The sequence below is a fragment of the Defluviicoccus vanus genome, from assembly GCF_014672695.1.
Taxonomy (GTDB): Bacteria; Pseudomonadota; Alphaproteobacteria; order Rhodospirillales; family Defluviicoccaceae; genus Defluviicoccus; species Defluviicoccus vanus.
This window is the reverse complement of sequence record NZ_CP053923.1, coordinates 3,222,360-3,244,765: the sequence shown is the minus strand read 5'-3', so window position 1 is coordinate 3,244,765 and position 22,406 is coordinate 3,222,360. Positions and strand designations below refer to the sequence as shown.

Genomic DNA, 22,406 nt, shown 5'->3' with positions numbered 1-22,406 from the left:
TCGTAGGTCATCACGGTTCGGATTTCACCTGACTGCACGGACACTTCGCAAGCCGTTGGCCGGGGGTTCACCGCGCTGTAGAGCGAAGCCGCCGCACCGATAACAGTGGCGAGACCCACAGTGCCGGTGAGCGATGCCTTGATCATCGCGCCAGCGCCCGCACCCAGTGCCCCGGGCGGGGAGCGACTGGGCTGATGATAATTAGTGACTCCATCTGGACTTCCGAGAGCCTGCCTTCGAGCAGAGGCAGCCATCCAGGCAGGTCCAAACCGAATAACGAGATTTCGACGTCCATGCGCAGGCTCCACTTAGCTCAACTCTTCGATCGGCTCTTCGTGACAGTGATCTGCAATAGAATTAGCAATGCTGCAAAAAATCTAAACCTGAAAGCATGTTTGCCGTCGCTTCCACGAAACTGTGCCTTGCGGCAAGGGACATCTCAGACTGCTCGTCTGGATCAGTCCCGCGAATGCGAACGTCTCCGTTCGAGTATATCCTGAATAGCGGGGAAAACTGCGGATAAGCATATCCGCCTTGCCACCCCATGAGCAGGTCGAGCCGTCTTTCGGCGTCCATCACATCCTCAAATTGATCGAAATGATGCCTAAATATCCCGACCCAGGGGTGATCCGTTAGCCTGACAGGATTTCCCTGCGGGTCACGCATGAACGATGCCGCGCGTTCTCGAAGTGATCTGGTTACGAGTTGGATCGGCGCGCCCGCCCATTCACAAAGCTGCGCGGGCGAATAAGCCACTATCTCTGAAAAGCTCGCCGCGCCACCCAGCTTGTTAAGAAGATCGAACAAGCGCTGAACCGGAAGTTCCGCTTGCAGCGAAAGGAAACAGAAGCGGGGAAGAAGGATCGTTCCGACGTCATCATCGAACGCCGTGCAGACGTCATTCAACAGCCGTACATATTTAGGAGATTGGTCTTCGTAAAAATAGTTCGCAATAAAGCGAAGGTCACTCCCGTTATTGTGCGCCATTGTCCATCTGAACCCTTGTGTGACGGCGTGCGTCTCGATCACGTCGATGGGCGAGAAACCTCCGACCGGCTCTTCTAGAACGGCACATAATCTGCGATAGCGGAGCGCAAGATCACTGACATCAGTTGCATTGTCGTCGAGGCCGGTCTTCACCCGGTGTGCTCGTTGGGCCAAGCCTGCCATATCGAAAGCGATGGGAAAGAGGAATGGCGACGTCACGAGTTGCGCCATGTGAACGCCCTCGTGCCAAGTCGCATAGGTGTCGAACACATCCTCATTCGTGAGCGATCGAGATTGGGAAATGATCGCCTCGGTTCGACTCGGGGACATGGAAAGGAAGGCGCCGCCCGTGGGCAGGAAGAGGGAATCCCCAGCCAGCGTCATCTTCGCGTGGAGGTCCGCGGCTGCTGCTCTCGCTGCGTCTCTATCGATCACGGCGCCACCTCAGTTTGGAAAATGCCGGCTGTGGGTTCCAAGCTGTCCTGACAATGAGAGGGTATCGGCCCCCTGACAACGCCGCACCAAGCAAATACTTTTTCTCTGGGCTACGCTCTGCCTCTACGCTGTCTAAATACTTGTTGAATTGCCCCATTTCTTGCCTCTTCTAATCGACCCTGTCGCCAATCGCATATCGCGATTGGCCAATGACGGGGACGATCGTGGCGGCTGCTCCGCTCCATTCTGAGGCCTTCTCACGCGGCGCGCGCATGTTGCGCACCGCGCTCGGCCCCGCCATCGCCTCCTTCCTCGAAGACCCCTCGATCGTCGAGGTGATGCTCAACCCCGATGGCCGGCTCTGGATCGACCGGCTGTCGGGTGGGCTGGAGGATAGCGGCCGGACCCTGTCCGCCGCCGATGGCGAGCGGATCGTGCGCCTTGTCGCGCACCATGTCGGCGCCGAGGTTCACGCGGAGCGCCCGCGTGTCTCGGCCGAGCTGCCCGAGACGGGAGAGCGGTTCGAGGGGCTGCTGCCGCCCGTCGTCACGGCGCCGGCCTTCGCCATCCGCAAGCCCGCCGTCGCCGTCTTCACGCTCGACGACTACGTCGCCGCCGGCACCATGACCGTGGGCCAGGCCGCGGCACTGCGCGCCGCCGTGGCATCGCGCAAGAACATCCTGGTCGCCGGCGGGACCGGCACCGGCAAGACGACGCTGACCAACGCTCTGCTGGCCGAGATCGCCGGCACGAGCGATCGGGTGGTGCTGATCGAGGACACGCGCGAGCTGCAATGCCGCGCCCCCAATCTGGTCGCGATGCGGACGAAGGACGGCGTCGCGTCGCTCTCGGACCTGGTCCGCTCCTCGCTGCGCCTGCGGCCTGACCGGATTCCGATCGGCGAGGTGCGCGGTGCTGAGGCGCTGGACCTACTCAAGGCCTGGGGCACCGGCCACCCCGGCGGGATCGGCACCATCCATGCCGGCACCGCGCTTGGCGCGATCCGGCGCCTCGAACAGCTCATCCAGGAAGCCGTCGTCACCGTCCCCAAGGCGCTGATCGCCGAGACCATCGATCTCGTCGTGGTGCTACGCGGCCGCGGCTCAGAGCGCCGCCTCTCCGAACTCGCACTCATCGCCGGCCTCGATCCCGCCACCGGCGATTACCGCGTCCAGTCCTCCGGGGCGGGCGGCGACCCCTTGCCCCTCGGAGACCCATCATGATCCGCGTTATCGCCGTCGCTCGCCAGTCACGCCGCCGCCTGGCGGAGCTTCTCACGCTCGCCACCCTCACGCTGGCTTTCGCGCCCGCCGCCTACGCCTCCGGCTCCTCAATGCCGTGGGAGACCCCGCTGAACTCGATCCTGGGTCCGTGCAGGGGCCGNGTCGCCAAAATCATCTCGGTCATCATCATCACCGTGACCGGCCTAACGCTCGCCTTCGGCGACACTTCGGGCGGCTTCCGGCGGCTGATCCAAATCGTGTTCGGCCTCTCGATCGCCTTCGCCGCGTCGAGCTTCTTCCTGTCCTTCTTCAGCTTCTCCGGCGGGGCGCTGATCTGATGGCAGCGATCGTCGATCCCGACGTGCCTGGCTTCTTCGCGCCGGTCCATCGCGCCCTTACCGACCCGATCCTGATGGGCGGGGCACCGCGGACCGTCGCGATCGCCAACGGCACCTTGGCGGCGGCGATCGCCCTCGGCCTTCGCCTCTGGATTCCCGGCACGCTGATCTGGGCGGTCGGCCACGCCGCGGCTGTCTGGGCGGCGAAACGCGACCCGCAATTCGTCGACGTGGTGCGCCGCCATCTCCGCTATCCCGCCCACCTCGGCGTGTGAGGCAATGATGCTGAACCTCGCCGAATACCGCCATCGCCCCGCAGGCCTCGCCGACTTCCTGCCCTGGGCCGCTCTCGTCGGTGAGGGTGTCGTCCTCAACAAGGACGGCTCGTTCCAGCGCACCGCCCGTTTTCGCGGCCCGGATCTCGACAGCGCGACGCCGGCCGAGCTGGTAGGCGTCACCGCGCGGCTGAACAACGCGCTGCGCCGGCTCGGCTCCGGCTGGGCGATCTTCGTCGAGGCGCAGCGGATCGCCGCCCAGACCTATCCGCATTCGACGTTTCCTGATCCGGCATCGGCCCTGGTCGATCTCGAACGGCAGGACGCCTTCGAGGAAGCAGGCGCCCACTTCGAGAGCCGCTATTTCCTGACCTTCGTCTGGCTCCCGCCGGCCGAGGACGCCTCTCGGGTGGAAGGCTGGCTTTATGAAGGCCGGTCCCGGACCGGTGTCGATCCGTGGGAGCTGCTGCATGGCTTCGTCGATCGGACCAACCGCGTCCTGCAACTGGTCGAGGGCTTCATGCCCGAGGTCGCCTGGCTCGATGACGGCGACGCGCTGACCTACCTTCACTCGACCATCTCGACGCGGCAGCAGCGCGTGCGCGTCCCCGAGACGCCGATGCACCTCGATGCGTTGCTCGCTGACGAGCCGCTCGCCGGCGGACTTGAGCCCCGGCTCGGCGCCCATCATCTGCGGACACTCACCGTGGTCGGATTTCCGACCACGACTCATCCCGGCATCCTCGACGAGCTGAACCGGCTCGCCTTTCCGTATCGCTGGTCGACCCGTGCGATCCTCCTCGACAAGACCGAGGCGGTGAAGCTGCTGACCAAGATCCGGCGGCAATGGTTCGCCAAGCGCAAGTCGATCGCCGCCATCGTCAAAGAGGTGATGACCAACGAGGCCTCGACGCTGGTCGATAGCGATGCGGCCAACAAGGCGGCCGACGCGGACCTCGCGCTTCAGGAGCTGGGCTCCGACGACGTGGGCCAGGCCTATGTCACCGCCACTGTCACCGTCTGGGACGAAGACGCCGGCCTCGCGGCGGAGAAGCTGCGCCTGATCGAGAAGGTGATCCAAGGCCGCGACTTCACCTGCATGCCGGAAGGGGTGAACGCGCTCGAGGCCTGGCTCGGCTCCGTCCCGGGCCATGCCTACGCCAACGTCCGCCAGCCGCCGATCTCGACACTGAATCTCGCCCACATGATCCCGCTTTCGGCGGTCTGGGCGGGGCCGGCACGCGACGAGCATTTCCAGGCGCCGCCGCTGCTGTTCGGCAAGACCGAAGGCTCGACGCCGTTCCGCTTGAGCCTGCATGTCGGCGACGTCGGACACACGCTCATCGTCGGCCCGACCGGCGCCGGCAAATCGGTCCTTCTGTCGCTGATGGCGATGCAGTTCCGCCGCTACCGCGGCAATCAGATCTTCGCCTTCGATTTCGGCGGCTCGATTCGCACCGCGGCGCTCGCCATGGGCGGCGACTGGCACGACCTCGGCGGCAGCCTCTCCGCGGGGTCGGAGCATTCCGTTTCTCTTCAACCCCTCGCGCGGATCGACGATCAGGCCGAGCGCGCCTGGGCGGCGGAGTGGGTGACGGCGATCCTCGCCAAGGAAGGCGTCACCATCGATCCGACCGCGAAGGAGCATGTCTGGTCGGCGCTGACTTCGCTGGCCTCTTCACCAATCGGCGAGCGCACGATCACTGGCCTGGCCGTCCTGTTGCAATCGACGGCGCTGAAGCAGGCACTCCAACCCTACTGCGTCGGTGGCCCCTCCGGTCGGTTGCTCGACGCCGAGAGCGAGCAGCTCGGCACAGCGTCGGTGCAGGCGTTCGAGACCGAAGGACTGATCGGCGCCGGCGCGGCGCCCGCCGTGCTGACCTATTTGTTCCATCGCATCGAGGGCCGACTCGATGGTCGGCCAACGCTGTTGATCATCGATGAGGGCTGGCTCGTCCTCGACGATCCGGCGTTCGCGCAGCAGCTCCGCGAGTGGCTGAAGACGCTGCGCAAGAAGAACGCCTCCGTCGTCTTCGCCACCCAATCGCTCTCCGATATCGACGGCAGCAACATCGCCCCCGCGATCGTCGAGAGCTGCCCGACACGCATCTTCCTGCCGAACGAACGCGCGATCGAGCCGCAGATCACGGCGATCTACCGGCGCTTCGGCCTCAACGATCGCCAGATCGAGATCCTCGCGCGGGCGACCCCGAAGCGCGACTACTACTGCCAATCTCGCCGCGGCAATCGCCTCTTCGAGCTGGGGCTCGGGCCGGTCGCGCTGGCCTTCTGCGCCGCGTCCTCCAAGCAAGACCACGCCGCAATCGAGCGCGTCATCGCCGAGAGCGGCCGTGAGGCCTTTACGCCCACCTGGCTCGCCGATCGCGAGCTTCTCTGGTCCGCCGATCTAATTCCCGAGCTGACCAACCTGGAGACGTCATCATGATCAAGCTGCGCCATCTGGCGGCGGCAAGCGCCGTCGTGCTGTCCGTGGCCGTCGCCGTGCCGCCGGCTTCGGCGCAATGGATCGTCTACGACCCGACCAATTTCAGCCAGAACGTGCTGACGGCGGCGCGCGAGCTGCAGCAGATCAACAATCAGATCCAGATGTTGACCAATCAGGCGACGAGCCTGGTCAACCAGGCGCGCAATCTCGCCAACCTGCCGATGTCGACGCTGACCCAGCTTCAGTCGTCGATCGCACAGACCCAGTCGCTTCTCGGCCAAGCGCAAAACATCGCCTTCAACGTCCAGCGGATCGAGCAGGCTTATTCGACCAGCTATGGCAGCGCAGCGGGCACGGGCTCGACCACGACGATGGTCGCCAATGCTCAGCAGCGCTGGCAAAATTCGGTCGCGGCTTTCGAGGACAGCCTGAAGGTTCAGGCGGGGGTGGTCGGCAATATCTCGACCAATTCCAGCGCGATGACCTCGCTCGTCTCGGCCAGCCAGAATGCCACCGGCGCGCTCCAAGCGGCGCAAGCCGGCAACCAGCTTTTGGCCCTGCAATCCCAGCAGCTCTCCGATGTCGTCGCAGTGCTGTCGGCGAACAGCCGCGCCGATGCTCTCGAGCAGGCTCGAGACGCCGCCGCCGAGGCGCAAGGCCAGCAGAACTATAAGAACTTCTCGACGCGCAGCGGCTACCAGCCTGGCAACGTCACCATGTTCAGCGGCAACTGAGGCGCGCTGATGCTGGGCCGGTCGGACATCTTCCGCGCCGCCGCGATCGTCGCTCTGATCGCGTGCTTCGCCGCGACCCTTTTCGCGATCAACCGGCGTCCCTCGACGCCCGTTGTCGAGCCTCTTCCGACCGTCCCCGCTCCAGCCACCGATGACCTTACGGCCGAGCTGCGCCGATGCAGCGCGCTCGGTCCCAAGGATGCCGTGGATGCGCGTTGCGAGGCGGTCTGGGAGGAGAACCGCCGGCGCTTCTTCGGCAGGCCGGCGCGGCCGCTGCCGCCATCGCCCCCAGCCGCTGTCGCGCCGGCCACCACCACTTCGGGAGATGCGCGATGAACAACGTCGGCGTCATCGACACCTTCCTCAACACGTTCACGACCTACATCGATTCCGGCTTCGGCCTGATCAAGGGCGAGGTCGCCTATCTTTCCTCCACCCTGATCGTCATCGACATCACGTTGGCGGGCCTGTTTTGGGCCTGGGGCGGCGACGAAGACATTCTCCAGCGCCTGGTGAAGAAGACCCTCTACATCGGCTTCTTCGCCTTCATCATCACCAACTTCAACAACCTGTCGGCCATCGTCTTCAACAGTTTCGCCGGGCTGGGCCTGAAGGCCGGCGGCTCGACGATCTCGACCGCCACCTTTTTGCAGCCAGGCCATCTCGCCCAGGTCGGTCTCGACGCCGGCCAACCGCTGCTCGACGCGGCGAGCCAGATGATGGGCTTCACCAGCTTCTTCGCGAATTTCGTCCAGATCGCGGTCCTGATGGTGTCGTGGCTGCTGGTGCTGATCGCCTTCTTCATCTTGGCGGTGCAGCTCTTCGTCACGCTGATCGAGTTCAAGCTGACGACGCTCGCCGGCTTCATCCTCATTCCGTTCGCCCTCTTCAACAAGACCGCCTTCCTCGCCGAGAAGGTGCTCGGCAACATCGTCGCCTCCGGCGTCAAGGTGATGGTGCTGGCTGTCATCGTCGGCATCGGCACCGGCCTCTTCTCACAGTTCACCCAGACCTATGCCGGTGGCCAGCCGACCATCGAGCAGGCGCTGTCCGTTGTGCTCGCGGCGCTGGCCATGCTGGGCCTTGGCATCTTTGGGCCCGGCATCGCCACGGGCCTCGTATCGGGCGCGCCTCAACTCGGCGCCGGCGCGGCCGTCGGCACCGGCCTCGCTGTCGCAGGCACCGCGATGGCCGGCGCTGGCGCGCTCGGCCTGGCCGGAANNGAGGAGCGATGGCGGCTGCGTCGGGGACGGCGGCCGCGGCCCGGGGTGGTGCGGCGATGGCCGGTGGCGCCTCTTCCGCCTACAGCCTGGCCTCCGCCGGACGGTCCGGCGCTTCGGGCATGGCCGCTGGTCTTGGCGGTGTCGGTCGAGCCGCGACGGCGGCGGCCTCAGCGCCAATGCGGCGCGCGGCGGCTCAGGCCGCAGGCTCGATGCGCGACAGCTTCGCCGCCGGCGCGAGGTCCAGTTTCTCGGCCACGGGCGGCTCCTCGACNNGAAAGGAACGGTCGGCAGCAGCGAGGCGGCCGCCCCTACGCCGAGTTCGAGCGGATCCAGTCCTCCCGCTTGGGCGCAGCGGATGCGACGCAACCAATCGATCCACCAGGGCGCGACCACCGCGGCGCACGTCCTCAGGTCCGGTGACAGCCACGGCGGCGGCCATTCCGTCGATCTTTCGGGAGAATANNGACAATGGCGCTCTTTCGCCGATCCACGGTCCGCTACGGCCGTACNCCCGAACCCGAGACCCCCTACCAGCGCGCCGCCCAAGCNTTGGGATGAGCGAATTGGTTCGGCCCGGTGCAGGCGAAGAACTGGCGGCTGATGGCCTTCGGCTCACTCGCGCTTTCGATGGGTCTGGCCGGTGGCCTGGTCTGGCAGTCCACCCACGGCAGCATCGTCNNCCCCCTGGTGGTGCAGGTCGACAAGCTCGGCCAGGCGCAGGCTGTCGCGCCGGCCACGGCCGACTATGCCCCGAGCGATCCGGAGATCGCCTGGTATCTCGCCCACTTCATCGAGATGGTCCGCTCGCTATCGGCCGATCCCATCATCGTGCGGCAGAACTGGCTGCAGGCCTACGACTTCACCACCACCTCGGGCTCACAGGCGCTCAACGATTACGCCCGCGCCAACGATCCCTTCGCCAAGCTCGGCCACCAGCAGATCGCCATCGACGTCTCGAGCGTGATCCGCGCATCGCCGTCCAGCTTCCGAGTCGAGTGGGTCGAGCACCGCTATCAGGACGGCGCGCTCGCCGAGACCTCACGCTGGACCGCGATCCTCACCGTCGCGATCCAGCCGCCTACCTCCGCCGACGTGCTCCGCAAGAACCCGCTCGGCATCTACGTCACCGCCATCAACTGGTCGAAGGAGTTGGGACAATGACCCCGCCGTTTTCCATGGAAGCCGGCGGTCCGGCTTCACGTCTTTCAGTCTCTCAACCGAGCCGGAAGGCCGGCTTTGCGCCTTTCCGTAAATCCGGCTTCGCGGCTCTGCTGCTGGCGGTGACGGCGCTCGGCGGCTGCGCCCACAAGTTCATTCCGCCCGACATCAACTACGACAGCGCCGTGCCGGCGAAGCTCACCGTCGATCCCNCGGCGCCGGTCAAGATCGTCGAGCTTCCGAAGCCCTTGCCGCTGCCCGGGCAGTTGAAGCCCCTTGCCGGCGGGAAGGAGCCACCGCAATCGATCGATCCAGAGGTGCGCGTTAATCGCGCGAATGCTGCCGCCCGCGTGCAGCCCGTGCGCGACGGCTTCATCAACGCCGTGCAGGTCTACCCCTATTCGGCGGGCGCGCTCTATCAGGCCTACACGGCGCCCGGCGAGATTACCGACATCGCCCTGCAGGAAGGCGAACAGCTCGTCGGCACGGGGCCGGTCGCCGCCGGCGACACTGTGCGCTGGATCATCGGCGACACGGAAAGCGGCGCGGGTCCCACCAAGAAGGTCCACATCTTGGTCAAGCCGACCCGGCCGGACCTGAGAGNNATGACGAACCTCGTCATCAACACCGATCGGCGGACCTATCTCCTGGAGCTGCGCTCGACCGAGAAGACCTATATGGCGTCGGTCTCCTGGCAATATCCCGAAGACCAGCTCATCGCGTTGCGCCAGCAAAATGCGGCGGCCGAAACAGCCGCGCCGATCGCCACCGGCGTCGATCTCGCCGCGATCAACTTCCGCTATGCGATCGAGGGAGACAATCCCGCTTGGCGGCCGCTGCGCGCCTTCGACGACGGCCAGAAGGTCTATATCGAATTCCCGTCCGGCATCCGCCAGGGCGAGATGCCGCCGCTCTTCGTCATCGGTCCGGCCGGCGGCTCCGAGCTGGTGAACTACCGCGTTCGCGCCAACTACTACATCGTCGACCGCCTGTTCGCCGCGGCCGAACTTCGTCTCGGCGACAAGGATAGTGAGCGTCGCGTCCGCATCGTGCGCACCGATGGAAGGCCGCGGTCATGACGGACGAACCGGAAGAACAAGCGCCGGCGCCAGCGCCTGTCGTGCCGCCCGATTTGCGGCTCCGGGGCGAGCGGCCGCGCGTCACGCGCCTCTCGCGCAAGGTGCTGATCACGCTCGGCGCCGTGTCGGCCCTCGCGATCGCGGGCGCTCTCGGCTACGCCCTTCAGACCCGGAACAGGTCGCAGACGGGGCAGGAGTTGCTCAGCACCCAAAGCCGCCCCTCGGCCGAGGGGCTTGCCGGGCTGCCGAAAGACTATACCGGCCTTCCGCGCCAGGCGCCCCCACTTGGGCCGCCGTTGCCCGGAGATCTCGGCAAACCCATCCTGAATGCCGGCGCCGCGCCAAATGCCAGCGTTTCGGCAACTACGCCCGATCCCGCGGCGCAGCGGCTGGCTCAGGAGACCGAGGCAGCGCGCGTAAGCCGCCTGTTCGCCCAGACCATCCAGCAGCCGCAGCCGGTCGGCCTCGTTGCTCCGCCGGCGACGGCGACACAGAGCGGTCCGACACCCACGCCACCCGTCGATGCTGGGTCCGCGCAGAACATGCAGGATCGCAAGACGGCGTTTCTCAACGCCGCGACGGACAAGCGAACGGTCAGCCCCGACCGTCTCGAAGCCAAGGCTTCGCCCTATGTCGTGCAGGCGGGAACCGTGATCCCTGCGGCGCTCATCACCGGCATCCGCTCCGATCTTCCGGGCCAGATCACTGCCCAGGTGACGGAGGCCGTCTACGACAGCCCGACCGGGCAATACCTGTTGATCCCGCAGGGCGCGAAGCTGATCGGTCAATACGACAGCTCGGTCGCCTTCGGTCAGAGCCGTATCCTTCTCGTCTGGACGCGCATCATCATGCCGGACGGCAATTCCATCGTGCTGGAACGACAGCCAGGCGCCGATACGCAAGGCTATGCGGGGCTCGAAGACGAGGTCGATAACCATTGGGGCATGCTGTTCAAGGCCGCCGTCCTCTCGACCCTCCTCAGCGTCGGCGCCGAAGCCGGTACGAGCCAGAACGAGAACAATCTCGTCCAGGCGATCCGCTCGGGCGCTTCGAACTCGATCAGCCAGACCGGCCAGCAGATCGTGCAGCGCCAGCTCAACATTCAGCCGACGCTCACTATCCGACCGGGCTTCCCGGTTCGTGTCATCGTCACGCGCGATCTGGTGCTGGCGCCCTACGGCCACGGAGGGACTCCATGACGAAGCTTAAACTCGGGCCGCTGGCCGACGACAAGCCGGTCAAGATGAGCGTCGAACTGCCCGCCGCCGTGCATCGCGATCTCGTCGCCTATGCTCAGGTGCTCGGCCGGACGAGCGGCCAAACGGCGCCCGAGCCTTCGAAGCTCATCGTGCCGATGATCGAGCGATTCATGGCGACCGATCGCGCCTTCGCCAAGGCGCGTCGCGATCGGGCCGCTCAGGTCGCAGGCGGTTCGGCCGAGAAGTCGGGATAGTGTTCGCGCAACATCGCCAGGAACGATCCCAGCGCGGGATTGCTGTTCGCATCTCGCCAACAGGCCATGAATTTGACTTGGGTCGGACCGTCGTCGTCCCAGACCTCCCGGTAGACGACGCCTTCGTAGCGGCCCCCCGTCGCGCCCTCGAACATCAGGAGCGTTCCATAATTCGCACTGACCAGGCTCAGCAGCCTGTCCAGTGAAGCGTCCTGATGGACGATGTGCTGGGAGCCCACCGCATGACGAAGCTTCGCTGCGAGCAGCCCTTCCAATTCCGGTCCAGGGCCTTGCTGCGGGACGAGGAACTTTTCATTTGCAAGATCCGCCCAGCGAATCCTCGGATTTTGGCCAAGCGCATGATGCTCGGGGAAAGCCACGATCACCCGCTCGCTCCATAGTGGAAGCACGCGGCCGTCCCACGCCGTCGCTTGGCCGGTCATGATCGCAACATCGACGGCGTTGCCCGCGAGGGCGCAAAGCAGCCGCTCATGGCTTCCATCGACCGTGCGCACATCCACATCCGGAAAGCGCCGATGGTATTCGACCAGCGTCGTGTGCATGTTCCCTGCCGAAGGGGAGGCATGAACGCCGATCGCCAGCAGGCCAAGTTCGCCACGGCTCCTGCTCCTGAGCCGCTGGAGTTCCGTATCCACGTCATCAAGTATCCGCTTGGCGCTCGCGACGAACTCCAGCCCCACCGTGGTGAGGCGGGTGCCGCCATTCGTCCTTTCGAACAACACCACGCCGAGCTGGCGCTCGATCTCGTGCAGCCGGCGGCTCAGGGTCGATTGGCGTATGTTCAGAGCTTCCGCCGCCTGTCGCAGGCTGCGGTGCTGTGACGTTACGAGCGCCAAACGCAAATCACGAAGCTCTATATCCACGCCGTTCACATCGTCGGCCCGCATACGCGCCGACGCCTCCTACAAACTTTGCCGCCCCTCCCTGTTCGCCTCCATCTCGATATACGTTGCGCTTGGTTTGGATCTTCCCCTATGCGTCAGGCCGGCAGAGGGTCGGTGCCGCGATCGAGCAAGGCCAGATAGTCCGAATAGGCGTAGATCCGGCCGCGTTGCCGTCCCGTGGTCTCGCGCACGACGTTGATCTTGGCGAGGTTTTCCAGCGCCGTGCTGGCGGTCGGGAAGGAGACGGCGAGTTTCTCGGAGACAGTCTGGATGGTGACGATCGGGCTGGCTTGCATCAATTCGTGGGCTCGGAGCGCGGATGGGGCCGCGCGGCCGAGGCCGGCGATCTGCTGTCGGTGAGCATCGAACATGGCGATCAGATCGCGCGCCGTCGCGGCGGCTTGTTCCGCGGTCTCCGCGACGCCGGTCAGGAAGAACTCCATCCAGGTCTCCCAGGTCCCAGCCTGGCGGACCTCCTGCAGGAGCCGGTAATAGTCGTCGCGCCGGGTCTTCAGGAACAGGCTGAGATAGAGGATTGGCTCGCGCAACACCCCCGCCTCGCACAGGATCAGCGTGATGAGAAGCCGACCCAGGCGCCCGTTGCCGTCGAGGAAGGGGTGGATCGTCTCGAACTGGACGTGGGCCAGGCCCGCCCGGATGAGCGGGGGCAGCGCCGCATCCTCGCTGTGCAGGAAGCGCTCGAGCGCATCGAGGCATTCCTCCAGCCGGTTCGGCGGTGGCGGCACGAACAGCGCGTTGCCGGGCCGCGTTCCGCCGATCCAGTTCTGCGAGCGGCGGAACTCGCCCGGTTGCTTCGCGGCGCCCCGTCCCGACTTGAGCAGGATGGCGTGCATTTCGCGGATCAGCCGGAGCGACAACGGAAATCCGCCCCGCATCCGCGAGACGCCATGCTCGATCGCCGCAACGTAGTTCGAGACCTCGGTCACGTCGTCGAGTTCGACCGTCGGCGCTTCATGATTTTCGAACAGCAGCAGATCCGACAGCGACGATTGCGTCCCCTCGATCTGAGAGGACAGCAGGGCTTCCTTGCGGACGTACATGTAGAGGAACAGAGGCGTCGAGGGCAGGATCGTCGTCACGCCATCGAGACGCCCGACCGCGGCGATGGCGCGTTCGTAGACCCGCATGAACCGCCCGAGTTCGAGCGGCGGATTCGGCGGCAGCGGCGCAGGCACATAGGCGCGCACACGCTCGCCTCCCGCGCTCGTTTCGGCATATGCCCCGAGCCTTTGGTTCTCTCCGTTCGTCACAAGCGATCCTTTAATTAGCTTTTCCGCTATTAAAGCATATCGCCATATAGCTTAATAGTGAGTGGGGCTAATTCAAGGCTGCCAACGCCAAGAAGACGGATCTACGCCGTCAGCCACCGAGCGGGGACCGAACTCGCTCGCAGAAGGCTTGGCATCGGCTTTGCCACTTCGGCTGCGCATCCACTTATACCAGCGAGCATAATTACTGATCGATGATGGCCCAGGTTCGGGTGGCGATGGAGGCGATGCGGCCGGCCTCGTCGAGCAGGGCATTCCAGGCTTTGCAGCAGGCTTCGACAATGGCCTCGTAGCCATCGAACACAGGGTTGGACAGATAGGTTTGGCGGAGAAACTGCCAGATGTTCTCTTGCGGGTTGAGCTCCGGGCTGCAGGGCGGCAAGTGGAGCAGCGAGAGGTTGGCCGGAACCGCCAGCGCCGGGGTGGTGTGCCAGCCGGCCTTGTCGATGACGACGACGCCGTGGGCGCCGGGCGCCACCGTGCGGCTGATTTCCTCCAGATGCAACCGCATCGCCTCGGTGTCGGCGCGCGGCATCACTAGCGCCGCCCCGGTGTCGCGGGCCGGGCAGACCGCACCGAAGATGTAGGCCCAGGCGGTGCGCTGGTCTTTCGGTTGCCGCGGTCGCGTGCCACGTCTGGCCCACTGGTAGACGAGACCGTTCTTCTGGCCGACACGCGCCTCGTCCTGAAACCAGATCTCCACGGGTGTCCCCTCCGGCAGCCCCTTGGCGAGGTCCGTCACCCGCTCGACGAAGTTTTTNTTAAACGTGTCCGCGGCTTGGTCGTCCTTCTCCGGATGCCGTGGGNNCCGCGGGCTGACGTGCGAAAACCCCAGTTGCCGCAACATCCGACCGATCGTTGTCGCGTGGCAATCGACGGCAAACCGGTCNCTGATCACCGCCGCCAGGTCGGCGCGCCGCCAGCGGACGAGATCGGGTTTGTGCTGGCCAGGTCCATCTTCGACCAGTTGGCGCAAGGCCTCTTTGTGTGACGGCGTCAGCTTCGCCCGCCGGCCCGGTGATGGCTTGTCGATCAGCCCAGCCGGCCCCTCGGCATTGAAGCGAACGACCCAGTCCCGCAGCGTCTGCCGGTCCATCAAGCCGACGCTCGCCGCCTCGGCCCGGCTCTTGCCATCAGCAATCGCCGGCGGCGCCATCAACCGCCGGGCCTGCAGCCCGTTCACCGCCTTGCAGGCCAACCGGCGCAGCTCCTCCGCGCCGAAATCCTCACGCAAACGCACCGCCGCCCCCATCGAGCCGTCTCCCACGCCGCCATCGCCGGCCCCGATCAAAGCAATTCCCACACCACAAGAAACCCCCAAGAGAGTCAAACTCTACGCTCCCTGGTATTAGACGATCGCCGCAGCCGATTTTGCTCCAATTGAATAGATTCTGCTTGGAGCGGCACGGAAATTGACCGCTCTAAGCAAAAACGGCCCCGAAGGGCCGTCTTTAACGCTCTGATTTTCCTAAGGAAAACTTGGAGCGGGCGAAGGGATTCGAACCCTCGACTTCAACCTTGGCAAGGTTGCGCTCTACCCCTGAGCTACGCCCGCACACGGGATGGCGTTCACCCCGGAGCCGGGATATTACGCAACCCGCCCGGCAATGCAAGGCCGATTGCGCGGCACAGCTGGCTGCCGCTCACGCCCGCCAGCGGTTCCACCGATCGGAGGTGTTTGCCATGCCGCATCCACCCGCCAGCCGCACTGATCTGCTGCAGAGGCTTGCCAGCCTGGGCATTGCCGTACGAACGATCGAACATCCGCCAGTGGCGACGGTGGCGGAGAACAAGGCGCTACGCGGCGAACTACCTGGGGCGCATAGGAAAAATCTGTTTCTCAAGGACAGGAAAGGTGGCCTGTGGCTGGTGGTGGTGTTGGAGGATCAGCCGATCGATCTCAAGGCCTTGCGCGTCATCCTCGGCGCGCCTTCCCTCTCCTTTGCCCGGCCAGAGCCCCTGGTGACCAGTCTTGGCGTCCAACCCGGCTCCGTTACTCCCTTCGCCGTTATCAACGACGCCGCGGGGCTGGTGCAGGTGATTCTCGATGCGGCAATGATGCGCTGCGATCCGCTCAACTTTCATCCGCTACAGAACACCGCGACGACGGCAATCTCGCCGGCCGGACTGCTCCGCTTCCTTGCCGCCGTTGGCCATCCACCGCGAGTTCTCTCCCTGGCCACTGCTGCAGGCCAGCACCCTTGAGCCATCCGCCGGAAGATGCCATGTATGAGCCTGCAGATTGACGCAATTGCAGCCACGCCTGGATCCCACACAGCCATGATATTGAGCCCAACCGGACAAGTGTCTAAGGCCGGTGCGCCCGCCGCAGTTATCAAGGACGGTGACATCAGCACCTTCAACGACGACGTGATCCGTGCGTCGATGAACGCACCGGTCATCGTTGATTTCTGGGCCACGTGGTGTCAGCCGTGCAAACAGTTGACACCGCTGCTTGAACGCCTCGTCAAGCAGGCAAAAGGTCGCATCAGCCTGGTCAAGATCGACGTCGACAGANATCAGGAGCTGGCGATGCAGCTCCGGATCAAGTCGGTGCCGACGGTCTACGCCTTTCAGGGTGGCCAGCCGGTGGATGCCTTCGCCGGCGCGCAGGCTGAGAGCAAGGTCAAGCAGTTTATCGACCGATTGCTGCAAGGCGCCCCATCATCGGTGGACGACATCCTGCAGGAAGCGCAGGACGCCCTGGATGCCGGCGATCCGTTGTTGGCGGGAGAGCTATTCTCGCACATCCTGACCGAGGATCCGGCGCACGCCAAGGCCATAGCCGGGCTGATTCGCACCCGTGTCGCCGCCGGCGACCCTGCCGGTGCCCGGGCGCTGCTCGCTGACTTGTCGCCGGAGCTTAGAGGCAACGTCGACATCAAGGCAGCGATCCAGGCCATTGACCTCGCCGAGCAGACGCAGGCTCTGGGCGATCTCGCCGATCTGCAACGGCGAATCGACGCCGACCCCAACGACCAGGCAGCGAAGCTCGATCTAGCGGTTGCGCACTTCGGCCATGGCCGAAGTGACGTGGCGGTGGACAGGCTGCTGGAGATGATCCGCCAGGACCGGCAATGGAATGATGAGGCGGCGCGCAAGCAATTGGTCAAGATCTTCGACGCCCTGGGATCGTCGCATCCGCTGACCGTTTCGGGCCGCCGACGGCTGTCTTCCATCCTGTTTTCCTAAATTTGGCGCGCATTCGGGCAGGTGCCTTGAGTGGAATGAGCAAATGACCGATTTTTCGGATGAGGCTTCCCTCCCCCACCTGCCGCCCCTCCTCCCCATCTTCCCGCTTGATGGCGCCGTACTGCTGCCGCACGGCCATCTGCCGTTGCATGTGTTCGAACACCGCTATCGGGCGATGGTTGAAGCCGCGCTCGGCCTCGGGCGCATGATCGGCATGATTCAGCCCCGCCAGGTCGAGACCCACCCGATTCCTGATGATGCGCCGATTTTCGAGGTGGGATGTGCTGGTCGCATTGTCAGCTTTTCGGAGACCGATGACGGCCGCTTTCTCATTACCTTGAAGGGTATCTGCCGGTTCCGTGTCGCTGACGAACTGCCGCTGGGCGATCAGCCTTTCCGACGCGTTCATCCCGATTTCTCGCCCTACCTGATCGATCTGGAGACGGCCGCGGAGCCGTCGCTTGACCGCGCGCGGCTGCTCGCTGCCGCCAAAGCCTATCTGCAGGCAAAGTCCATCGCCTGCGAATGGTCAGCGGTCGAGGCGGCGTCAATTCCGGCAATCGTGACCTCGCTGGCGATGATTTGTCCGTTCGAGACCGGTGAGAAACAGGCCCTGCTGGAAAGCCGTTCGCTGACTGACCAGGGGAACATGCTCATATCGTTGTTTGAAATGGCATTGATCGAGAACGAGAGCGGTGTTACCGGCCTCCTGCACTGATGGCGGCAAGGTTTTTGCTTGCAGCCAGGGTGTACTGGCACGATCGGAGCATCCCGCATCAGCGGCATGCGGTGATCGGGCTCGGTCATGCACATGGAAAGGCAACACCATGAACCGTAACCGCATTGATCCCAAGCTTCTCGAGATTCTCGTCTGCCCGGTCACCAAGGGTCCGCTGCGCTATCTGGCCGACCAGGATGAATTGATCAGCGATCGCGCCGGCCTCGCCTATCCTATTCGCGACGGCATCCCGATCATGCTGGCAGACGAAGCGCGGCCTCTGAACGAAATTGAACGGGCACAAGCGAAGGCACGATGACCGAATTCGGCAACCAACACCGACCCATCGAGATCCGCCTGAAGCGGGAAGAGCAAGTTCTTGAGCTGGATTTCGACGATGGGCAGTCGTTCCGGTTGCCGGCGGAGTTGCTGCGGGTCGAGAGCCCGTCAGCGGAGGTGCAGGGACACAGTCCAGCGCAGAAGCAGATCGTCAGCGGTCGCCGCAAGGTGACGATTGCCGGTCTCGAGCCGGTGGGAAGCTATGCCCTGCGTATCCGCTTCGATGACGGGCACGACTCCGGCCTGTTTACCTGGGATTATCTTTATCATCTCGGGACCGACCAGGAGAGCCTGTGGCAGGCCTATCTCCAGGCCCTGAGTGAGCGCGGACTGAGCCGGGATTCTGGCGCGCGCGGGTAAGTGACTGGCGGTACTACGACGTCGTCCGCCGGCCGTGGTGAGCGTGTGTCTGCCCGCGTTGTGACGCCTCGCGCCGCTGCGAATGGGCTTGCGTCGATCACAGGCCGCATTCACAGTTATTGAATGCAAACGACTCGCGACCGGCGGCACCCCACGGTTGGCCTCTTCGTCACCTGTCTCGCCGACGCGTGGCGGCCCATTGTCGGCTTCGCGGCCATCAAGCTGCTGCAAGAGGCCGGCTGCGAGGTGGATGTGCCGGACGCGCAGACCTGCTGCGGCCAGCCGGCGTTCAATTCCGGCGACAACGATGGCGCTCGTGCGGTCGCGCGGCGACTTATCGAAGCCTTCGCCCATGTGGATTATGTGGTCGTTCCGTCCGGCTCCTGCGGTGGCACCATCGCCGTGCACTACCCGGAACTGTTCAAGGATGACGTGGAGTGGGCGGACCGGGCGCGCCAAATGGCGGCGCGAACCTTCGAACTGACCACCTTTCTCATCGACGTGCTTGGCGTAACCGGCCCGCTGCCGGCGCACGCGGCGACAGTCGCCTATCACGATTCCTGCTCCAGCCTGCGCGAACTTGGCATTCGGCAGCAGCCGCGCACCCCCTGCTGGCGCGGATCGAAGGCCTGCAGCTGTGCGAGATTGAGGATACCGACAGCTGCTGCGGCTTCGGCGGCCTGTTCTGCGTCAAGTATCCGGAGATTTCCACACACATGGTGGCGGCTAAAGTTGCGGCGATCGCTGCTTCGGGGGCAGACACGCTGCTTGGCGGCGATCTGGGATGTTTGCTCAACATCGCCGGCCGATTGAGCCGCGAAGGAAAGTCGATTCGCGTTCGCCATGTGGCGGAGGTGCTGGCCGGGATGACCGACGATGCGCCACCCATCGGCTGGCCGCTACGGGACTGATCGGCGCAGCGGCGCAGCGGCGCAGCGGCGCAAACCACCCAGACCAAGCAACGCTGCCGGAGAAACAAAGGCAGGCAACGGTGAATGTAGAACCGATGCAAACAGTGGACGAGGAGAGCCGCTTGCACTCGACAGCGCATTCATTCCCCGCCAACGCCAAACGCGCGTTGCATGACGACAAGCTGCAGGCAGCGCTCGTCCGCTTCCGCCAAGGCTTTCCGCTCAAGCGCCGGGCGGCGATCGAGCGACTGCCTGAGTTCAACGCGGTCTGCGATGCCGCGGTGGCGATCAAGGATCATACCCTCGCCCACCTGGATCTGTATCTGGAGCGTTTCGAGGAGCGCCTGACCGCCGCCGGTGGTCAGGTACACTGGTGCAGCGATGCCGAGACGGCGCGTGCGACAATCGTCCGTATCTGCCGCGAGGCCAACGCCCACACCATCGCCAAGGGCAAGTCCATGCTCGGCGAGGAACTCGATATGAATGCGCGGTTGGAGCGGGAAGGCTTCCGGCCGATTGAAACCGACCTGGGCGAGTACATCATCCAGCTACGGGGCGAGGCGCCGAGCCATATCATCGCCCCGGCCATTCACCTGTCGCAGGCGCAGGTGGCCGATACCTTCCGCAACGCGCACACCCAGCTTGCCGCCGATCGCCCCCTGGCGGAGCCGCGTGCACTGTTGGATGAGGCGCGCACGGTCCTGCGTCACGCCTTCCTTACCGCCGATGTGGGCATTACCGGCGCCAATATGCTGATTGCCGAGACCGGCTCGGTGGTGCTGGTGACCAACGAGGGCAACGGCGATCTCACCTGCAATCTGCCAAAGGTGCACATCGCCATCGCATCGATCGAGAAGGTGGTGCCAACGCTCGATGATGCGACAACGATCCTGCGGCTTCTGGCGCGGTCCGCCACCGGCCAGGACCTCTCCGTCTACACCTCATTCCTCACCGGGCCACGCCGCGTCAACGATCGCGACGGCCCGCAGGCCACGCACGTGATCCTGCTCGACAATGGCCGCTCAGCCATGCTGGGCAGCGAATTTCGCGACATGCTGCGCTGCATCCGCTGCGGCGCATGCATCAATCATTGCCCCATATACGCCGCTGTCGGCGGCCACGCCTATGGCTGGGTATATTCCGGGCCGGTGGGCGCGGTAATGACCCCCAATCTGCTCGGCATCGACGCGGCAGGGCACCTGCCCAACGCATCGACCCTCTGCGGCCGCTGCGAGGAGGTCTGTCCGCAGCGCATTCCGCTCCCGCGGATGTTGCGCAGCCTGCGGGCGCAACACTTCGCCCACCGCCTGGGGCCACGTTCACTGCGCTACGGTTTGCGAGGCTGGGCCATGCTGGCCACCCGGCCCGCGCTCTACCACCTGGCAATGCGGATCGCTGTCGGTCTCGCCGGACTTCTCGGCCGACGATCAGGGCGCCTCCGCTGGCTACCCTTGGCGGGCGGCTGGACCCGCAGCCGTGATCTGCCGGCGCCGGCAGGGCGGACATTTCACGATCTCTGGCAGGCGCAGCAGAAGCAGGCCGACCGCGGCAACGCCGGCGACAAGATGGCTGAGAGGANNCATGAGGTGGCAGCGATGAGCGCGCGGGGCAGCGATCGCGAGCAGATGCTGGCATCGATTCGTGCTGCGCTCGGCCGCGACGCGCCGTCGCCGGGCGAGCGGCAGGCGGTGGCCGATCGCCTGGACAATCCGCTGCACAACCTCATTCCGCAGCGCGGACGCGCCGATGGCAGCGAGCTCATTTCCCGATTTATCGCCGAAGCAGAGCGGGTGAGCGCCGTCGTTCGTACCGTCGCCAGTTGGGATGCTGTCCCCTCCGTCGTTGCAGCATTGCTGCACGGCCTCAACATGTCGATGCGCCTGAAGCTGGCGCCCCATCCCCTGATCACGGCGATTCCCTGGGCGTGCGAGCCGACGCTGAGCTTCTCGATCGGTGCCGCGACAGCGGACGATCCTGTAGCGGTAACCGGCGCCTACGCAGGCATAGGCGAAACCGGCACCTTGATGCTAGTATCCGGATCAACCAGCCCGACCAATCTCAACTTCCTGCCAGAAGTGCATGTGGTCGTGTTGCCGACCACGTGGGTTGTTGGTACCTACGAAGATGCCTGGGACTGTCTGCGGGCAGGCAGTGGCGAAGCGATGATGCCACGGGTGGTGAACTGGATCACCGGACCGTCGCGAACCGCTGACATCGAACAAACGCTGCTCCTTGGGGCGCACGGACCGAAACAGTTGCTGATCGTGCTCGTCGATGCCGAACCACAGCCGACGCAAACCTGAGGACGGCAAAGAGTCCGACGCGGAGCTATGGCAGAAATTCACCTCTGGAATCAAGCCGTTGCCCCGTCCGCGGTCAGAGGCTCGCCAAGCACCGGCGACGGCGCCCTCACCGCCGCCGCCAGCACCCGTTGTCGTGACAGAACGACGCGCTGCCCTGCCGCCGCTGCCGTCAGCGCACGTAGCTTCGGCAATGCCTCCATCGCCGTCCCCATTAGCGCCAGGATCCGCCGCCGGTCTCGATCAGCGGACGCTGCTGCGGCTGAAACGCGGCCTGCTGCGGCCGCAGACGCAGATCGACTTGCACCGGATGACGCAGGGGGAGGCACATGCGGCACTTGGCGGGTTCCTCGCCCGCGCGCAACAAGCGGGCCGCCGCTGTGTTCTTGTCATCACCGGCAAAGGCTACGGGTCCGATGGTGCCGTAGGCGTGCTGAAAACGAACGTCCCGCGCTGGCTCAACGAACAGCCCAATCGCGAACGAATATTGGCCTTTGCCTTTGCCGCCAGTCAGGACGGCGGCGAAGGCGCCCTCTACGTCCTGCTGCGCCGCCTGCGCACTAGCGAGCCGCCGGTAGGCCCTACTTCCCGCCGCCGCTGACCACGACGCCCGGCAATTGGTAAGGGGGTGAGGCTGCCTGAGCGGCACGTCGGTGGAGCCCCTCCCCGTTGGTTAGCCGGCCACGCCTTCGAACGGCGGATGTTCACGCTCACCTTCGCGCTGGCCGATCGTTTGGAGGGCATGTCGGCCTTTATCGAGACGCGCTCGCCACACTTCACCGACCGCTGACACTCAGAGAATTTCGCCCGCCAATAAGTAACCCACGGTAGATAGACGAGCGAAGCTGGTGCAGATATAGCCCATTCGGATCTGTGAAACACAATTCGGACAAAAAAAACCAACACGCCGCGCCAACGATGCGGATAAAATAAGCGTCGCTGAGTTCTGCAACCTATAGAACGCATCACAAGTTGCAATTCTATTGTCGAGTGTCGTTGATGTTAGTAGGGAGCGGTGAATTCCCTAAACAAATCACCGCA

General features: G+C 64.7%; 23 protein-coding genes, 1 tRNA gene and 2 pseudogenes. 20 read left to right on the top strand and 6 right to left on the bottom strand.

Features of this window, described 5'->3' with window-relative positions; genetic code table 11:
• Window positions 1–357: 357 nt before the first annotated feature.
• Window positions 358–1,422 carry a hypothetical protein gene (locus HQ394_RS14740; RefSeq protein ID WP_190260864.1) on the bottom strand — a complete coding sequence of 355 codons (1,065 nt, stop codon included), beginning with the start codon at window positions 1,420–1,422 and terminating at the stop codon, window positions 358–360.
• Between the two features lie 272 nt (window positions 1,423–1,694).
• Between HQ394_RS14740 and trbB the strand changes: the two genes are divergently transcribed.
• From trbB to HQ394_RS14685, 11 genes are all read left to right on the top strand, one after another.
• Window positions 1,695–2,645 (top strand): P-type conjugative transfer ATPase TrbB, encoded by a 951-nt coding sequence (gene trbB / locus HQ394_RS14735; protein WP_263053732.1) that lies wholly within the window; start codon window positions 1,695–1,697, stop codon window positions 2,643–2,645.
• Window positions 2,642–2,983 (top strand): TrbC/VirB2 family protein, encoded by a 342-nt coding sequence (locus tag HQ394_RS14730; RefSeq protein ID WP_190260863.1) that lies wholly within the window; start codon window positions 2,642–2,644, stop codon window positions 2,981–2,983. The genes trbB and HQ394_RS14730 overlap by 4 nt, the downstream gene beginning before the upstream one ends.
• Entirely contained in the window at window positions 2,983–3,258 is a 276-nt protein-coding gene (locus tag HQ394_RS14725; protein ID WP_190260862.1) for a VirB3 family type IV secretion system protein, read from the top strand. Before HQ394_RS14730 ends, HQ394_RS14725 begins: the two co-directional genes overlap by 1 nt.
• 7 nt (window positions 3,259–3,265) lie before the next feature.
• Window positions 3,266–5,704: a conjugal transfer protein TrbE gene (gene trbE, locus HQ394_RS14720; RefSeq protein ID WP_190263322.1), complete on the top strand. Its 2,439-nt coding sequence runs from the start codon at window positions 3,266–3,268 to the stop codon at window positions 5,702–5,704.
• Window positions 5,701–6,438 carry a P-type conjugative transfer protein TrbJ gene (gene trbJ / locus HQ394_RS14715; RefSeq protein WP_190260861.1) on the top strand — a complete coding sequence of 246 codons (738 nt, stop codon included), beginning with the start codon at window positions 5,701–5,703 and terminating at the stop codon, window positions 6,436–6,438. The genes trbE and trbJ overlap by 4 nt, the downstream gene beginning before the upstream one ends.
• Before the next feature lie 9 nt (window positions 6,439–6,447).
• Window positions 6,448–6,774, top strand: coding sequence for a putative entry exclusion protein TrbK-alt (gene trbK-alt / locus HQ394_RS14710; RefSeq protein WP_190260860.1), 327 nt, complete (start codon window positions 6,448–6,450; stop codon window positions 6,772–6,774).
• Window positions 6,771–8,081, top strand: a complete 1,311-nt coding sequence (gene trbL, locus HQ394_RS14705; RefSeq protein ID WP_456151445.1) for a P-type conjugative transfer protein TrbL — start codon at window positions 6,771–6,773, stop codon at window positions 8,079–8,081. Before trbK-alt ends, trbL begins: the two co-directional genes overlap by 4 nt.
• 156 nt (window positions 8,082–8,237) lie before the next feature.
• Entirely contained in the window at window positions 8,238–8,822 is a 585-nt protein-coding gene (gene trbF, locus HQ394_RS14700; protein ID WP_456151444.1) for a conjugal transfer protein TrbF, read from the top strand.
• Complete coding sequence (gene trbG / locus HQ394_RS14695) at window positions 8,819–9,898, top strand: P-type conjugative transfer protein TrbG (protein WP_190260859.1); 1,080 nt, start codon at window positions 8,819–8,821, stop codon at window positions 9,896–9,898. Before trbF ends, trbG begins: the two co-directional genes overlap by 4 nt.
• A 41-nt stretch (window positions 9,899–9,939) precedes the next feature.
• Entirely contained in the window at window positions 9,940–11,097 is a 1,158-nt protein-coding gene (locus HQ394_RS14690; RefSeq protein ID WP_456151443.1) for a TrbI/VirB10 family protein, read from the top strand.
• Complete coding sequence (locus HQ394_RS14685; protein WP_190260857.1) at window positions 11,094–11,351, top strand: DUF2274 domain-containing protein; 258 nt, start codon at window positions 11,094–11,096, stop codon at window positions 11,349–11,351. Before HQ394_RS14690 ends, HQ394_RS14685 begins: the two co-directional genes overlap by 4 nt.
• On the opposite strand, the gene HQ394_RS14680 is transcribed toward HQ394_RS14685, so the two are convergent.
• From HQ394_RS14680 to HQ394_RS14665, 4 genes are all read right to left on the bottom strand, one after another.
• Window positions 11,315–12,259, bottom strand: a complete 945-nt coding sequence (locus tag HQ394_RS14680) for a LysR family transcriptional regulator (RefSeq protein ID WP_223291617.1) — start codon at window positions 12,257–12,259, stop codon at window positions 11,315–11,317. The genes HQ394_RS14685 and HQ394_RS14680 overlap by 37 nt on opposite strands.
• Window positions 12,260–12,351: 92 nt before the next feature.
• On the bottom strand, window positions 12,352–13,464 hold the full coding sequence (locus HQ394_RS14675; protein WP_223291616.1) for a Fic family protein: 1,113 nt from the start codon (window positions 13,462–13,464) through the stop codon (window positions 12,352–12,354).
• A gap of 265 nt (window positions 13,465–13,729) precedes the next feature.
• Window positions 13,730–14,797 (bottom strand): IS630 family transposase, encoded by a 1,068-nt coding sequence (locus tag HQ394_RS14670; RefSeq protein ID WP_190260855.1) that lies wholly within the window; start codon window positions 14,795–14,797, stop codon window positions 13,730–13,732.
• Between the two features lie 228 nt (window positions 14,798–15,025).
• Window positions 15,026–15,100, bottom strand: a tRNA-Gly gene (locus tag HQ394_RS14665).
• Between the two features lie 128 nt (window positions 15,101–15,228).
• On the opposite strand from HQ394_RS14665, the gene HQ394_RS14660 reads away from it, so the two are divergent.
• The 8 genes and pseudogenes from HQ394_RS14660 (at window position 15,229) to HQ394_RS20830 (ending at window position 21,368) form a co-directional block, all read left to right on the top strand.
• A complete protein-coding gene (locus tag HQ394_RS14660) occupies window positions 15,229–15,750 on the top strand; it encodes a prolyl-tRNA synthetase associated domain-containing protein (RefSeq protein ID WP_190260854.1) in 522 nt (173 codons plus the stop codon).
• A gap of 15 nt (window positions 15,751–15,765) precedes the next feature.
• Window positions 15,766–16,737 carry a tetratricopeptide repeat protein gene (locus HQ394_RS14655; protein ID WP_456151442.1) on the top strand — a complete coding sequence of 324 codons (972 nt, stop codon included), beginning with the start codon at window positions 15,766–15,768 and terminating at the stop codon, window positions 16,735–16,737.
• A 43-nt stretch (window positions 16,738–16,780) separates the two neighbouring features.
• Window positions 16,781–17,455, top strand: coding sequence for an LON peptidase substrate-binding domain-containing protein (locus tag HQ394_RS14650; protein WP_190260852.1), 675 nt, complete (start codon window positions 16,781–16,783; stop codon window positions 17,453–17,455).
• A 109-nt stretch (window positions 17,456–17,564) separates the two neighbouring features.
• On the top strand, window positions 17,565–17,774 hold the full coding sequence (locus HQ394_RS14645; protein ID WP_190260851.1) for a Trm112 family protein: 210 nt from the start codon (window positions 17,565–17,567) through the stop codon (window positions 17,772–17,774).
• Window positions 17,771–18,154: a gamma-butyrobetaine hydroxylase-like domain-containing protein gene (locus HQ394_RS14640; RefSeq protein WP_190260850.1), complete on the top strand. Its 384-nt coding sequence runs from the start codon at window positions 17,771–17,773 to the stop codon at window positions 18,152–18,154. Before HQ394_RS14645 ends, HQ394_RS14640 begins: the two co-directional genes overlap by 4 nt.
• 123 nt (window positions 18,155–18,277) lie before the next feature.
• A pseudogene (locus HQ394_RS20840) lies at window positions 18,278–18,493 on the top strand (heterodisulfide reductase-related iron-sulfur binding cluster); the annotation flags it as partial.
• A gap of 98 nt (window positions 18,494–18,591) precedes the next feature.
• Window positions 18,592–18,894 (top strand): annotated as a pseudogene (locus HQ394_RS20835) (heterodisulfide reductase-related iron-sulfur binding cluster); the annotation flags it as partial.
• Between the two features lie 266 nt (window positions 18,895–19,160).
• Complete coding sequence (locus HQ394_RS20830; protein WP_190260849.1) at window positions 19,161–21,368, top strand: LUD domain-containing protein; 2,208 nt, start codon at window positions 19,161–19,163, stop codon at window positions 21,366–21,368.
• Window positions 21,369–21,418: 50 nt separating this feature from the next.
• On the opposite strand, the gene HQ394_RS14625 is transcribed toward HQ394_RS20830, so the two are convergent.
• On the bottom strand, window positions 21,419–21,568 hold the full coding sequence (locus tag HQ394_RS14625) for a hypothetical protein (RefSeq protein ID WP_190260848.1): 150 nt from the start codon (window positions 21,566–21,568) through the stop codon (window positions 21,419–21,421).
• Here HQ394_RS14625 and HQ394_RS14620 point away from each other — a divergent pair.
• The gene (locus tag HQ394_RS14620; protein WP_190260847.1) at window positions 21,559–21,966 is read left to right on the top strand and encodes a Smr/MutS family protein; all 408 of its coding nucleotides are present in this window, start codon (window positions 21,559–21,561) and stop codon (window positions 21,964–21,966) included. The two genes, HQ394_RS14625 and HQ394_RS14620, sit on opposite strands and share 10 nt — an antisense overlap.
• Window positions 21,967–22,406: the final 440 nt, after the last annotated feature.

Bases quoted from the DNA above. Each gene is read 5' to 3' on its own strand.
- trbB (WP_263053732.1), top strand. From the start codon at position 1,695: ATGTTGCGCACCGCGCTCGGCCCCGCCATCGCCTCCTTCCTCGAAGAC.
- HQ394_RS14725 (WP_190260862.1), top strand. From the start codon at position 2,983: ATGGCAGCGATCGTCGATCCCGACGTGCCTGGCTTCTTCGCGCCGGTC.
- trbE (WP_190263322.1), top strand. From the start codon at position 3,266: ATGCTGAACCTCGCCGAATACCGCCATCGCCCCGCAGGCCTCGCCGAC.
- trbJ (WP_190260861.1), top strand. From the start codon at position 5,701: ATGATCAAGCTGCGCCATCTGGCGGCGGCAAGCGCCGTCGTGCTGTCC.
- trbK-alt (WP_190260860.1), top strand. From the start codon at position 6,448: ATGCTGGGCCGGTCGGACATCTTCCGCGCCGCCGCGATCGTCGCTCTG.
- HQ394_RS14685 (WP_190260857.1), top strand. From the start codon at position 11,094: ATGACGAAGCTTAAACTCGGGCCGCTGGCCGACGACAAGCCGGTCAAG.
- HQ394_RS14680 (WP_223291617.1), bottom strand. From the start codon at position 12,259: ATGCGGGCCGACGATGTGAACGGCGTGGATATAGAGCTTCGTGATTTG.
- HQ394_RS14660 (WP_190260854.1), top strand. From the start codon at position 15,229: ATGCCGCATCCACCCGCCAGCCGCACTGATCTGCTGCAGAGGCTTGCC.
- HQ394_RS14650 (WP_190260852.1), top strand. From the start codon at position 16,781: ATGACCGATTTTTCGGATGAGGCTTCCCTCCCCCACCTGCCGCCCCTC.
- HQ394_RS14645 (WP_190260851.1), top strand. From the start codon at position 17,565: ATGAACCGTAACCGCATTGATCCCAAGCTTCTCGAGATTCTCGTCTGC.
- HQ394_RS14640 (WP_190260850.1), top strand. From the start codon at position 17,771: ATGACCGAATTCGGCAACCAACACCGACCCATCGAGATCCGCCTGAAG.
- HQ394_RS14620 (WP_190260847.1), top strand. From the start codon at position 21,559: ATGCCTCCATCGCCGTCCCCATTAGCGCCAGGATCCGCCGCCGGTCTC.
- HQ394_RS14625 (WP_190260848.1), bottom strand. From the start codon at position 21,568: ATGGAGGCATTGCCGAAGCTACGTGCGCTGACGGCAGCGGCGGCAGGG.